Genomic DNA, 13320 nt, shown 5'->3' on the forward strand with positions numbered 1-13320 from the left:
GAAAAGGGAGGTGTCATGGAGTTGACGGACCAGCAGATCGAGCAATTCGATCGCGACGGCTTCCTCGTGTTCCCCGACCTGTTCGATCGCAACGAAGTGGCGGTCCTCCGGCGCGAGGTCGCCCGGCTCTCCGGCATCGAGAGTGAAGAGGTCGTCCGCGAGCATACCGGCGGCGTCCGCACCATCTTCCGCGTCCACGAGGACGACGGCGCGACCCGTTCGAAGCCCTTCCACGCGCTGGTCCGAACCCCGCGCCTGTTGCGGCCGGTGCAGCAGGTCTTGAAGGACGATGGCGTCTACGTCTATCACACCAAGATCAACACCAAGCCGGCCATCGAAGGCACGGTCTGGCAGTGGCATCAGGATTACGGCTCGTGGATGCGTGACGGCTGCCGCCGGCCCGACATGGCGACCTTCAACCTGATGATGACCGACACGACGGAGATGGGCGGCGCGCTCTACCTCATCCCAGGCAGCCACAGGATCGGCCGCATCGAGCCGGTCTACGACGAATCGACCTCCTACAAGTTCTGGGCGATGCCCAAGCAGCGCATGATCGAGATCCTGAAGAGCTCACCCGAGCCCGTCGCCGTCACCGGCCGGGCCGGAACCTGCGTGCTGTTCCATTGCAACGTGCTGCACGCCTCGGGCCACAATCTCTCGGCCGACGACCGCTGGCACATCTACGTCTCCTGCAACACGGTCGCGAACAAGCCGCAGCTCGGCGACAATCCCCGGCCGGACTGGGTCGTGTCGCGCAACTGGCATCCCCTTCCCCTCGAAACCGACGACGGTGTACTGAAGGTCGCGTGAGACCCAAGCTGCAGCAAGGTTCCGGCGAGCCGGAAAGCCATTAGTTGATTCGCCGGTATTTGCCCGAGATCGACACGCTCCGCGCCGTCGCGGTGATGCTGGTCGTTCTCTTCCACGCCTACCCGAGCCTGGTGCCCAACGGCTTCCTGGGCGTGGACATCTTCTTCGTCATCTCTGGATATGTGATCTCGCGCGCCTATCTGTTCCCGATTCTCGAGCGCCGAGCGAGCCTGGCGGATTTCTACTCCGCGCGCTTCCGCCGCCTGGCACCGGCGCTGTTCCTGACGGTGGGCGCCACGACCGCCGCTTCCTTTGTCCTCCTGATGCCGCGCGAACTCTCCAACCTCGCGCGTTCGCTGCTCGCCCAGCCGTTCTACGTCCAGAACATCTACTACTGGAACGAAGGCGACTATTTCGCCTATCCGCTCCAGAAACCGCTGCTGCACACCTGGAGCCTGGCAGTCGAGGAGCAATTCTACCTGCTCTTCGGCGCCATGTTCCTGGTCGCCGGCGGACGACGCCGGCTCTTCTGGACATTGCTGATCGGCGCGCCCTGCCTGTCGTTGCTCTTCTACTTTGCCTTCGATGCGACAGGGCTTTCTCCGCGAACCGCCTTCTATCTGCTGCCGGGACGGCTCTGGCAGCTCGGCCTCGGCATCCTGGCCTTCTGCATCGTGCGGAAGTATCGGGAGGGGCCCGAGCGTTCGCAGCCCCTCCTCTCGCTCCTCGCCGTCGGCCTGATCTGCATCGTGCCGCTCGTGCCCATGGGGAAGGTAAAGATTGCGCCGACGGCGCAGACCCTGGCGGCCTGCGGCGCGACCGCCTGGGCGCTCGCGCTCATCGAGCTCAACACCGGCCATCTCGCCCTCCTGCGCCTGCGGGCCGTCCGCTACATCGGCAAGATTTCCTACCCTCTCTATCTCTGGCACTGGCCTCCCCTGTCGATCGGGTCGATCGTCCTCGATCGCCCGCTGAACGCCTTCGAGGCGACCCTGGCGATGCTCCTCGCCTTCGTGCTCGCGAGCCTGACCTATCACCTGGTCGAAACACCGATCCGCTCGCGCCGGGTGTTCGCCGACCGGCGCGCCCTCTTCCGCGCCTTCTGCACCGTCTCGATCGCCACGCTCGCGGTCGCCACGACCATCCTGCTCACCAACGGCGCTACCTTCCGCTATCCGGAGCGGATAGCCGTCCTGTTCACCGCGCATCAGGATGGCGTATCGGGCCGGTGCCCGATCATCGATCAGGTCCTCCGCCCGATGGCCAGTCTTTGCCTCGTGAACGCGGTCAAGACCGGGCCGGGTATCCTCGTACTCGGAGACTCGCACGCCGACCAGTATCGCGACGTGCTCGCCACCATGGGCGACGCCTACGGCGTGCCGGTCTATTACGCGCGCAAGGGCCGCAACCACATCGGCCGGTTCGGCCCGGGCGAATGGAGCAGCCTGGGCGAACTCAGGACGCTACTGGACGAGGCGAAGGCGCGCGGCGTCACGACCATCATCTCGCTGTCGAGCTGGGGTGCGTACGACCGGATTGCGACATTCGAGCGGAACACGGCCCAGATCCTCGCCGAAGGCTTCCGCATCACCTTCTTCGAGCGCACGCCGATGTCCAAGACATTCGATCCGTCCTATCGGGCGAAGGTCGCGCTCGAAGACCGTACCGCCTCGACCGCGACCTTCCCCCAGGACGCCTATCGCTTGCGGAACAGCGACCTCCGGAAATTTTTCGCAGGCCTCGCCCAGCGCTATCCGCAATCCATCGCCATCCTCTCGCCCGAACCCCTGTTGTGCGCGAACGGCGCCTGTGCGGCCGACACGGATGGACGGCCGAACTATTTCGACGACAATCACGTGACCCAGATTGCCGCAAGACGCATCGCCCCCCTCTTCAAGGAAACGTTCGCCCGTGTTGCCGCAAATCGTTGAGTCCGCGAACTCTCTCATTCTCCACCAGTACGACTTCTCGAACTTCGCCGAGAAGGCCCGCCTGATGATGGGCTTCAAGGGGCTCACCTGGCGGGCTGTCGAGATTCCCCCCATCGCCCCGAAGCCCAAGCTGACGCCGCTGACCGGCGGCTATCGCCGCACGCCGGTGCTGCAGGACGGCGCCGATGTCTGGTGCGATACGAAGCTGATCGCCCGTGAGCTGGAGCGGCGCGTGCCACAGCCGACCTTCTATCCTCCGAGCACCTCGGGCGCCGCCGACGCCATCGCCTGGTGGGCCGAACAGCAGTTCATGCGGCCGACGGCGCTCTACGTGTCGGGCATCAACGCCGACCACATGCCCGAAGGGCTGCACGCCGATCGCGCGAAGCTGCACGGCCTGCCGATGCCCTCGATCGAGGCCGTGCGCAAGGCCGCCTTCCGCAACCTCCAGCTCGTACGGCCGCAGGTCCGGTGGATCGCCGACATGCTGGCGGACGGTCGGCGTTACCTGCTGGGCGACGTGCCCTGTATCGCCGACTTCGCCACATATCACGTTGTCTGGTTCTTTCGCGGCCGGCACATCGATTGCCGCGAGGTTCTCAACCCCTATCCGCGCCTCCTCGCCTGGCGCGACCGCATGGCGGAGGTCGGCCACGGGAACCGCATAGACATCGACGCCGACGAGGCCCTGGCGGAAGCATGCGCCGCGACGCCTGCAACGCCGCGTCCCTCTCAGCCCCAGGAAGGTGATCCCCGCCCCGGCCAACGCGCCCGCGTGCGCGCCTCCGACAATGCCAAGGACTGGATTGAAGGCGAGGTGCACTTCATCGACGCCGACGAGATCGCGCTCCTGCACGAGAATGACGAAGTAGGCCAGGTCGCGGTGCACTTCCCGCGGCTGGGCTACGACTGGCGGCCGATGAGTTAAGGATCCTTCGTCGAGAATCGCTCGATACGCAGCCCGTCGATCGGTGTGTTGGTCGATCCGGTCGCGATCAGTTCCGCCATCACTGCGCCCGTTCCAGGGCCTAGCTGGAAGCCGTGGGTCGAGAAGCCGAACTGGTGGAACACCCCCTCCGAGGTCGAGCTGCGGCCGACCACGGGAATGCCGTCCGGCATGTAGGCTTCGATACCGGCCCAGGCGCGCACGACGGTGGCCTCGTGCATGGCCGGGAAGAGCTCCCACACCGTACGCGCGCTGATCGCGAGCTTGTGCCAGTCGAGCACCGTTTCGTTGCTGTCGCGCCAGGGCGTCGCGAGATGGCCGCCGCCGATCACGACGGTACCGTTACCGAGCTGCTTGAATGAGAGCTTGCGGCCGCGCAGGATGACCACGGGCTGGATGAAGGCCGGCAGGCGGCTGGTCACCATCAGCATCGGCGCCACGACGGCGAGCGGCACCGGCTCGCCCAGCATTGCGGCGATCCGGTCGGCCCAGGCGCCGGCCGCGTTCACGATCTTCGGCGCTTCAAAAATGCCGGCGCTCGTCTCGACCTGCCAGGTGGCACCGTTCCTCGACAGTCCGGTAACGGTGACGCCTTCCACCACCTCCGCTCCCTTCTCGACCGCGCGGCGGCGAAAAGCCTGCGTCGTGCGGAACGGATCGGCGGCGCCGTCGCGGCGCGAGACGACGCCGCCGGGACAGCGGTCGGACACGGCGGGCACGAGGCGCCGCAGCTCGGCGGCATCGATCAACTCCTCGTGCCCGAATCCGCGAAGGTTGAGATCGTCGACCCGCTCGCGGAACCCCGCCAGTTCGGCCTCGCTCTCAGCCACCAGCACGGTGCCGTGGCTTTCAAATCCGCAATCGTCACCGACCAGCTCCTCGATGCGCTCCCAGATGTCCATCGACGAGATGGAGAGAGGGATCTCATGCAGGTCACGCGCGAGCTGGCGCACGCCGCCCGCATTCACGCCCGAGGCATGACGCCCGGCATAGTCCTTCTCGATCAGGATCGGCTTCAAGCCGCGCAAGGCGAGGTGCAGCGCGGTCGAGCAGCCGTGGATGCCGCCGCCGATGATCACGACGTCGGCCGTGCGCGTCATGCTAGCGCTCCACCGCCTTGCGCTCGGCCTCGCTGATCGGGAGCGAGGCGAGTTCGGCCAGGGTGATCGGCTTCACCGGCGGGCGCAGGCGGTAGTAGCCAACCTCGTCCGGACTGGTCTTGCGCTCGGCGGCGATCAGCTCGGTGACGGTGAGGCCGCAGAGTCTTCCCTGGCAGGGACCCATGCCGCAGCGCAGGAAGGCCTTCATCTGGTTCGGGCCTTCGCAGCCCATCTTCGCCGTGTCGCGCACCTGCTTCGCGGTGACCTCCTCGCAACGGCACGCAATCGTGTCGCCCTCGGGCATGCGGAACGAGTCGGCCGGCCGGTTCAGCCAGTCGAGAAACGCCCGCCCCATCTCCTCGCGCTGCAGCCTCTGGCGAATGGCCTGCGTGTCGGGCACGACTGCATCGGGCTTCAGCGCGCGGACCGCGGCGATCGCGGCAATCCTCCCGCGTTCGGCCGCCGCGGTGCCACCCGCGATGCCTGCTCCGTCGCCGGCCACCGCAATGCCAGGTACCGAGCTGCCGAAATCGGCGTCGAGCACCGGCACGAAGCAGAGCTGGCGGTCGTTCCAGACATGCGCCACACCCGCCGCGTTGGCGAGATTGACGTTGGGCACGACGCCCTGATGCAGCAGCAACAGATCGACGGGCAGCCGACGCGTGCCGCCGGCCCCGGAGAAGACGACCTCGCGAACCCGGTCGTTGCCCACCGCCTCCATCGTATCGACGCGATGCACCGGCACTTTGGCCCGAACCTCGCGCAACAGCGCCAGCCCCTTGGCGAAGTAAGGCGATAGGGCGAAATCGGGCAGGTGGAACATCGCCTGCAGCCAGTTGCGCCGCGGCGTGGTGTCGAGGATCGCATCGATCGTGCCGCCCGCCCGCAGCGTCTGGGCCGCCAGCAGCCAGAGCAGCGGCCCGCTGCCCGCCATGACGGTGCGGCCGTCCACGACGAGGCCCTGCGCCTTCAGCGCGGTCTGGGCCGCGCCTGCGGTCATGACACCCGGCAGGGTCCAGCCCGGAATCGGGAACGGCCGCTCCTGCGAGCCGGTGGCGATGATGACCCGGTCGGCTTCGATCATGCGTGCTTTGCCGCCGACCGATACGCCCACGAGGCGCTGCCGGTCGAGACTCCACACCGTGGCCCCGTTGACGATCAGTGCGCCACTGGCCTTGGCTTCGTCCGCCAGGGCGGCGCCGTCCCAGTAGTCCTGGCCCAGGACCGCACGGTCGGCGACGGGCGTGGAGGTGATGGCGCGATAGATCTGGCCACCGACACCTGGATTCTCGTCGAACAACACCGTCGACACGCCCGCCCGCGCGGCCAGCGCCGCAGCCGCGAGCCCGGCCGGCCCGCCACCGATGATGACGAGTTCGTATGAAGAGGCGAGATCCGCCGCCGCAATCATCGTCCGGCCTCCCGGCGGCCGAGCTGGGTCTCGACCTTCATGCCCTCGCGCACCGGGATCAGGCAGCCCTGGCGGCTGCCGACGCCGTCGACGGTCACGAGGCAGTCGAAGCACACGCCCATCAGGCAGTAGGGTGCGCGCGGCGCGCCCGTCACAGGCGTGGTGCGGCAATGATCGATGCCGGCGGCCAGCAGCGCCGCCGCGACGGTGTCCCCCACACGGGCGGTCACCTTCCGGCCGTCGACGGTGATCGCGATGGCGGGGCCCTTCTCAGCCAGCCGCTTGAACATGGAACCTCCGGGCACTGAAAGGAGCGACGAGCGGGGCGTCGAGCGCGCCCCGCGCGATCATCGGCGCGATGGTGAGCGCGTGGTTGGCAGCCAAAGTCACGCCGGAATGGCAGCACACGGTAAAGGCGCCGGGATGGGTCTTCGACTCGTCGTAGATCGGGAAGCCGTCCCGGGTCATGACGCGGATGGCGCTCCAGGTGCGCACCACGTTCACGTTGGCGAGCAAGGGGAACTGGCGCACGGCGCGCTCGGCCTCGGTGGCGCTGACGCCGATCGTCAGGCCGCTCGGATCGACGCTCTCTTCCTTGGAATCGCCGATCATCACCGTACCCTCGTCGGTCTGGCGCAGAGTGACGACAGGATGGTTGAGAAAGGGCCGCAGCCGTTCGGTGACGACGATCTGCCCGCGCTCCGGCTTCATCGGGCAGTCGAGGCCGACCATCGGCGCGAGGCGCATGTTGGCGTTTCCCGCCGCCAGCGCCACCTTGGCGGCGCGCACCTCGCCCTGCGTCGTCGTGAGCCGGAACTCGCCGCCCTCTTTGGTGATGGACTCGACGCGATGGCTCGGCAGGTAGGTCACGCCTCGCGCATTGAGTGCGGTGTGCAGGGTGCGGAACAGGCGCAGCGAGTTCACATGGCCGTCCAGTTCGCAGAAGCTGCCGCCCACGACCTCCGGCCCGATGTCGGGCAGCATCACCTTCACCTGATCGCGGGTCAGGATCTCTGTCTTGTAGTCGACAATGCCAGGCTGGGCGTGCAGGCGCTTCAGCACATTGGCGCGGGCTTCCAGCTCCTTTTCCGACAGGCAGAGATGGAAGCCGCCCGGCCGCTGGAACGAGACGTCGAGGCCGGTCTCCTGCTTCAGCAGATCCGAGAAGCCTTGCCAGGCATTGGACGAGCGGATCGTCCAGCCGGCGTAGGGAGCGAGGCCGAGCCCCTTGCTCTGCACCCAGACCAGCGCGAAGTTGCCACGGCTCGCCCGCACCGCGCGGTCGCCCTCGTCGAGCACGACGACCCGGCAGCCCTCGCGCGACAGGCCCCAGGCCGTGGCGATGCCGACCAGCCCGCCGCCCACCACCGCGACGTCGAATTCATCACCGGCCCTTGCTTCACCGGCCATGACCGGCGCTCCTTCCGATCAGCAGGCGTTCCAATCCGAAAGCGCGATCGAGCACCAGCAGTGCCAGGACGGTGATGGCGATCACACAGGCCGACACCGAGGTCACCAGCGGATCGATATTGTCCTGGATGTAGAGGAACATGCGGACCGGCAGCGTCTCCGTGCCCGGCGCCGCGATGAACACCGTCATCGTCACCTCGTCGAACGAATTGATGAAAGCCAGCGCCCAGCCGCTCACCAGCCCGGGCAACACCAGCGGCAGGGTGATGCGCCGAAGGACGACGCTCTCGCTGGCGCCGAGCGACACGGCGGCATGCTCGATCGAACGGTCGAGCCCGACCGCCGAGGCGAGCGTCAGCCGCAGCGCGAAGGGCAGCACGACCACGATGTGCGAGAGCACGAGTCCGGCGAAGGTGCCACCCAGGCCGATCTGGGTGAAGAAGCGCAGGAAAGCGATGCCCAGCACGAGATGCGGGATCATCAAAGGCGACATGAAGAGCGCCGTCAGCGCCTCGCGCCCGCGGAAGCGATAGCGCGCGATGGCCAGCGCCGCGGGCACCGAGATGCCGACGGCGATCGCGGAGGAGATCGCGCCCAGCCACAGGCTGCGCCAGAAGGCCGAGATGAATTCCGGATACTGCGCGATGGCGTAGAACCAGCGCAACGACCAGCGGTCTGTGGGGAACGAAAGGTAGCCCTCGGGCGTGAAGGCGACGAAACAGACGACCAGGATGGGCGCCAGCATGAAGGTGACGAACAGCGCGTGGTAGGCGAGCGCGATGGGCCCGTTGCGACTCATGCGAAGACCTGCGCATAGCGTCGTTCGACCAGCCTGTTGGCACCCCAGACGATGGCGACCAGTGCCAGCAGCAGCAGCACCGCAACGGCGGCGCCCAGCGGCCAGTTGAGCGTGTTCAGGAACTCGTCGTAGGCAAGCGTCGAGGCGACCTTGAGCCGCCGGCCGCCGATGATGGCAGGGGTGGCGAAAGCGCTGGCTGCCAGCGCGAATACGATCACCGCGCCGGACAGGATACCCGGCATCACCTGCGGCAGCACGATGCGGCGAAGCACGGTGAAGGGCCCTGCGCCCAGTGCCACCGCCGCATTCTCGACCTGCGGGTCGAGCCGCTGCAGCGACGCCCACACCGCCAGCACCATGTAGGGCATCAGCACATGCGCCAGCGCGATCACCACGCCGGTCTCCGTGAACATGAAAGGCAGCGGCGCCGAGATCAGTCCCAGCCCCATCAGTGCCTTGTTGACCAGTCCCGAGTTGCCGCCGAACAGCAGCGCCCAGCCCAGGGTGCGCGCGACCACCGAGATCAGCAGCGGGCCGAGGATCACCAGCAGGAAGATTCCCCGCCACGGGCTGCGCATGCGGTTAAGGATGTAGGCTTCGGGCGCGCCGAAGACCGCCGCCAGCAGGGTCACGAAGAAGGCGATGCGGAAGGTGCGGGCGAACATCTCGTGGAAGTACGAATCGCCCAGCACTTCCTGCCAGTTCTTCAGGATGAAGACGGGCTCGATGCCCTTGTACTGGCCCCAGTCGTGGAACGAGAGCAGCACCGTCATGGCGAGCGGCACGATCACCACGCCGGCGAACAGGACCAGGGCCGGCACGCAGAGGAGATAGGGCGCCGACCTCACGCGCGGCCTTCCCAGGCGAGGTGCACGGCATCGCCCTCACCCGGCATCGCCTCGCCGCTGTTCTGGCGGATCACCGTGACGAGGCCGGACGCGGTATCGACCTGGTAGAGCCAGTGATTTCCCTGGAAGATGCGGGTGCGCACCGTGCCGGCGAGGCCGAAGGCAGCAAAGGAGATGCGCTCGGGCCGCACGCTATTGCCATCCACCAGGTTGGTCTTGCCGAGGAAGTTGGCGACGAAGGGCGTGGCCGGCCGTTCGTAGGCCTCGTGCGGCGGGCCGATCTGCTCGGCCCTGCCCTGGTTCATGACCACGATGCGGTCCGACAGCGCCATCGCCTCAGCCTGGTCGTGCGTCACCAGGATGGTCGTGGTGCCGACCGTGCGCTGGATCTGGCGCAGCTCGATCTGCATGCCCTCGCGCAGCTTGGCGTCGAGGTTGGACAGCGGCTCGTCGAGCAGCAGGATCTGCGGGCGGATCACCAGCGCCCGCGCCAGCGCCACACGCTGCTGCTGGCCGCCCGACATCTGGCGCGGAAACCGTGATGCGAAGGCGCCAAGGCCGACCAGATCCAACGTCTCCCCGACCCGCGTCCTGCGCTCGGCGGCCGCGACACCCTGCATCTCCAGCCCGAAGCCGACATTCTCCGCCACAGTCATGTGGGGGAACAGCGCATAGCTCTGGAAGACGATGCCGAGGCCGCGCCTGGCGGGCCTGATCGCCAGCAGATCCTTGCCGGCCAGACGGATGGCGCCGGAGGTCGGCTCGACGAAACCCGCGATCATCTGCAGGGTCGTGGTCTTGCCACAGCCCGACGGGCCCAGCAGTGCCACGAACTCGCCCTTCTCGACGCCGAGCGTCAGCCCATCGACGGCGTTGTGCGCACCGAACGACTTGGTGAGCCTCTCGAGTTCGAGGAACGCCATCTAGTCCGCACCATGCGAGACGATCCGCGCCGCAGTGTTGCGATGCAGCCGATAGAAGGCGTCCTGCGGCTGATCCATGTCGAGGATCTCGGCCTCGGGCACGCGTAGGAAGAGACCACGCAGCACCCGCCCTATGCCGCCGTGCGCGAACACGGCGACCGGGCGCTCGATTGCCAGTGCCGCGATATCGTCGAGTGCCGCCCGTGCGCGTGCAGCGGCCATGATGTAGTTCTCGCCGCCCGGCGGCTCGTAGGCCCAGCGATCGAGCCGCCGGGCGGCCATCGCACCGGGCCAACCCGCCTCGATCTCCGGGCCGGTCAGCCCGTCCCAATCCCCCCAGCTCATCTCGCGCAGGCGGTCGTCGAACGACCCTTCGTGATGCGCGAGGCCGGCCTCTTCTGCAGCGAGGGCCAGGGTCTCCCGCACGCGGCCGAGCGGGCTCGCCCGAACCACGACGTCCGCGGGCGCGTGACCGGCCTGCCGCAGCTCATGCGCCAGCGCACGCCCCATGGCGCGCGCCTGCGCCCGTCCCGTCTCGGTCAGCGGCGAGTCGAGAAAGCCCTGCGCCCGCTTCTCGGCGTTCCAGACGGTCTCGCCGTGGCGAAACACATAGACGGGATGATGCACGATCGGTCTCTCGGACGTCAGCGCTCGACCTCGCGGTTCCAGCGCTTGGTCCAGTCGTCGCGCGAGGCGTTGATGGCATCCCAGTCCGGCGCGATGATCAGCTTCGCGCGCTCGCCGACCGGCGCCATCTTCAGCTCCGGCATGTTGACGTCGACCTTGGTGTTGACCGGTCCGTTGCCCATTTCCTTGGCCATGCCGGTCTGCACCGGCGCCGACACCAGCAGCTTGATCATCTCGTGCGCCAGCGGATTGACGGAAGCCTTGGCGACCGGGCAGGCCGAGGCCAGCAGGATCGGTGCGCCTTCCTTCGGGTAGATGAAGTCAACCGGGAAGCCGGTGTTGGCAAGCGCCTGGACGCGGCCGGTACCCCAGACGGCGATGTTGGCCTGGCCCGACTGGAACAGTTCGGTCATCTTGCCCGGCGAGGGCTCATAGACCAGTACGTTCGGGTTGATGTCGGCCTTCATCACCTTGAAGCCCGGCTCGATGTTCTTCTCGCCGCCACCGTTCATACGGGCGAACATCATGAGCGTGTAGAGGCCGTAAGTGTTGTTGATCGGCGGGATCACCAGCTGCTTCTTGAACTTGGGATCCTTGAGGTCGTTCCACGAGGTCGGGATCGGCCACCCCTTCTCCTTGAAGACCTTGGTGTTGATCATGAACCCGGTGCCGGTCTGGCCGACCGCGACGGCCTTGTCGTCCTTGAAGAGAGCCGCGGGGTAGAGCTCGCTCTTGTCGAGGCCCTGGATGGGCGCGCAGAAGCCGAGCTGGATCGCCTGGTACATGACGCCGTCATCCATGATGGCGACATCGATTACCTGATTGCCCTTCTGGGCCTGCAGCTTGGCCAGCGTGTCGGTGGAGTTGCCGGCGACATACTCGACCTTCACCCCGTGCTTCTTCTCGAACTCGGGGAAGACCTCCTTGCGCAGGTGGCTGTCCCACACGCCGCCATAGGCTGCGACGGTGAGCGTCTTCTGCTGTGCCTGTGCGGGCAGCGCGCCCCCCAACAAAGCCAGAGCCACGATAGTGCTGAAGCCTGCCAAACGGGTCATTGCCCCCTCCGCTCGTGAGTTCCCCGCCGTCAGTGTTTTATATCGCGGCGCACGGCGTCAAATCCAATTTTGCGCCGCGCTTGATACCAAAATGTTATGAAAGGCCATGCGCAGCCTGAACCCCCGCCAGATCGAGGCTTTCCGCGCCGTGGTGCTGACCGGCGGCGTCGGCATGGCCGCGAATTTGATCAACGTCACCCAGCCCGCCGTCAGCCGGATGATCCGCGACCTGCAGCGGCAACTCGGCCTCACCCTCTTCGAGCGCCGCGGCACGGGACTGGTGCCGACCAGTGAGGCTCTGTCCCTCTATGCCGAGGTGGAGCGGGCTTTCGTGGGTCTGGATCGCATCGCCCAGATGGCCACCGAGCTGCGCACGCGGCGGGCCGGCTTCCTGCGAATCGCCGCCCTGCCCGCGCTGGCCAACGGCTTCCTGCCGCGGTTCGCGGGAAGCTATCTGGTCGAGCGCCCCAAACTCGACCTCGTCCTTTCGGGTCTGGTCTCACATGCCGTGGTCACGGCGGTCGCCCAGGGCCAGAGCGACCTGGGCTTCGCCGAAGGCTCGATCGAGCATGCTGCCGTGCGGCTCGAACGCATGCCGCCCGCCCCCTACATGGCGGTGCTGCCGCAGGACCATCCGCTCGCCCGCAAGAAGCGGCTGCGGCCGGCCGACTTCGAGGGCGAGAGCTTCATCTCGCTGGGCTACTCCTCGCTGTCGCGCTTCCGCATCGACCGCGTCTTCGCCGAGCATGGCGTCCGGCGCGTCATGCGCATCGAGACGCCGCTGTCGGAGATCGCCTGCTCGCTTGCCGGCTCGGGCGCGGGCGTGACGCTGTGCGATCCCTTCACCGCGACCGAATACGCGACCCGCGGCATTGTCGTGCGGCCCTTCGAACCGCGCATCCACTTCGAATTTGCTGCCCTTTATGCCGCGCAAGGCACGCCGCCCCCGGTGGCGCGCGAATTCATCGACAGCTTCCGCGCGCACATCACCGCCTTCCTGCGCTCCCTGCCCCGGCGCTAGCCGAATTGCACACCGTACTCGCTGGCAATCGCCACGATCTCCGCTGGCGCGAGGGAGTGTCCTGCCTCCCGGGTTGCCCGGTCGAAATGGCGGAACATCTCGGCAGCCTGCAGGCCGGGCGTGGCGACGACGAGCAACCGTACCGTCATGCTGGTATCATTGCGAAATCCGTGCAGGTCGCCACGCATGAAGGTCGCGCTTGCACCTGCCGGTACCTTGCGCTCGCCCATCTCCCCGATCAGAGTCAACTCGCCCTCGACGACCAACAGCATCTCTTCGTCGGCGTCGTGGCGATGGGGTGGCACGAAGTAGCCTGGCGGGATCGGGTGATCCGCGACGAAGGCCGCCACCGTGCCGCCATCGGCCTTCACGATCATCGGCGCGCCCAGAACATCGAGTGTCTCGTTCATCTCTTTCCTCCGCTTCGTAACGGACC

General features: G+C 67.1%; 14 protein-coding genes. 4 read left to right on the plus strand and 10 right to left on the minus strand.

Annotated features, from left to right (window positions below):
- The first annotated feature begins 15 nt into the window (after nt 1-15).
- Genes EPO41_RS27385 through EPO41_RS27395 form a run of 3 tightly spaced genes read left to right on the plus strand, consistent with a single transcriptional unit; the run spans nt 16 to nt 3672 of the window.
- Nucleotides 16-813 (plus strand): phytanoyl-CoA dioxygenase family protein, encoded by a 798-nt coding sequence (locus EPO41_RS27385; RefSeq protein WP_296332271.1) that lies wholly within the window; start codon nt 16-18, stop codon nt 811-813.
- A gap of 44 nt (nt 814-857) precedes the next feature.
- Complete coding sequence (locus EPO41_RS27390) at nt 858-2744, plus strand: acyltransferase family protein (RefSeq protein WP_296332273.1); 1887 nt, start codon at nt 858-860, stop codon at nt 2742-2744.
- Nucleotides 2725-3672: a glutathione S-transferase family protein gene (locus tag EPO41_RS27395; RefSeq protein WP_296332275.1), complete on the plus strand. Its 948-nt coding sequence runs from the start codon at nt 2725-2727 to the stop codon at nt 3670-3672. Before EPO41_RS27390 ends, EPO41_RS27395 begins: the two co-directional genes overlap by 20 nt.
- On the opposite strand, the gene EPO41_RS27400 is transcribed toward EPO41_RS27395, so the two are convergent.
- The 9 genes from EPO41_RS27400 to EPO41_RS27440 are packed head-to-tail and all read right to left on the minus strand — an operon-like array spanning nt 3669 to nt 11863.
- The gene (locus tag EPO41_RS27400) at nt 3669-4790 is read right to left on the minus strand and encodes an FAD-dependent oxidoreductase (RefSeq protein ID WP_296332277.1); all 1122 of its coding nucleotides are present in this window, start codon (nt 4788-4790) and stop codon (nt 3669-3671) included. The two genes, EPO41_RS27395 and EPO41_RS27400, sit on opposite strands and share 4 nt — an antisense overlap.
- A gap of 1 nt (nt 4791) precedes the next feature.
- Entirely contained in the window at nt 4792-6201 is a 1410-nt protein-coding gene (locus tag EPO41_RS27405; protein WP_296332279.1) for an FAD-dependent oxidoreductase, read from the minus strand.
- Nucleotides 6198-6491: a (2Fe-2S)-binding protein gene (locus EPO41_RS27410; protein WP_296332281.1), complete on the minus strand. Its 294-nt coding sequence runs from the start codon at nt 6489-6491 to the stop codon at nt 6198-6200. Before EPO41_RS27410 ends, EPO41_RS27405 begins: the two co-directional genes overlap by 4 nt.
- Nucleotides 6472-7611: an FAD-dependent oxidoreductase gene (locus tag EPO41_RS27415; RefSeq protein WP_296332283.1), complete on the minus strand. Its 1140-nt coding sequence runs from the start codon at nt 7609-7611 to the stop codon at nt 6472-6474. The genes EPO41_RS27410 and EPO41_RS27415 overlap by 20 nt, the downstream gene beginning before the upstream one ends.
- Nucleotides 7601-8410 carry an ABC transporter permease gene (locus EPO41_RS27420; RefSeq protein WP_296332285.1) on the minus strand — a complete coding sequence of 270 codons (810 nt, stop codon included), beginning with the start codon at nt 8408-8410 and terminating at the stop codon, nt 7601-7603. Before EPO41_RS27420 ends, EPO41_RS27415 begins: the two co-directional genes overlap by 11 nt.
- Nucleotides 8407-9258, minus strand: a complete 852-nt coding sequence (locus EPO41_RS27425) for an ABC transporter permease (RefSeq protein WP_296332287.1) — start codon at nt 9256-9258, stop codon at nt 8407-8409. Before EPO41_RS27425 ends, EPO41_RS27420 begins: the two co-directional genes overlap by 4 nt.
- Complete coding sequence (locus EPO41_RS27430; RefSeq protein WP_296332289.1) at nt 9255-10181, minus strand: ABC transporter ATP-binding protein; 927 nt, start codon at nt 10179-10181, stop codon at nt 9255-9257. The genes EPO41_RS27425 and EPO41_RS27430 overlap by 4 nt, the downstream gene beginning before the upstream one ends.
- Complete coding sequence (locus EPO41_RS27435) at nt 10182-10808, minus strand: histidine phosphatase family protein (protein ID WP_296332292.1); 627 nt, start codon at nt 10806-10808, stop codon at nt 10182-10184. It lies immediately after the preceding gene.
- A 17-nt stretch (nt 10809-10825) separates the two neighbouring features.
- A complete protein-coding gene (locus EPO41_RS27440; RefSeq protein ID WP_296332295.1) occupies nt 10826-11863 on the minus strand; it encodes an ABC transporter substrate-binding protein in 1038 nt (345 codons plus the stop codon).
- A gap of 106 nt (nt 11864-11969) precedes the next feature.
- On the opposite strand from EPO41_RS27440, the gene EPO41_RS27445 reads away from it, so the two are divergent.
- On the plus strand, nt 11970-12884 hold the full coding sequence (locus EPO41_RS27445) for a LysR substrate-binding domain-containing protein (protein ID WP_296332297.1): 915 nt from the start codon (nt 11970-11972) through the stop codon (nt 12882-12884).
- On the opposite strand, the gene EPO41_RS27450 is transcribed toward EPO41_RS27445, so the two are convergent.
- Nucleotides 12881-13294 (minus strand): cupin domain-containing protein, encoded by a 414-nt coding sequence (locus EPO41_RS27450; RefSeq protein ID WP_296332298.1) that lies wholly within the window; start codon nt 13292-13294, stop codon nt 12881-12883. The genes EPO41_RS27445 and EPO41_RS27450 overlap by 4 nt on opposite strands.
- Between the last annotated feature and the right edge of the window lie 26 nt (nt 13295-13320).

Source organism: Reyranella sp. (genome assembly GCF_004297265.1).
Lineage (GTDB): Bacteria > Pseudomonadota > Alphaproteobacteria > Reyranellales > Reyranellaceae > Reyranella.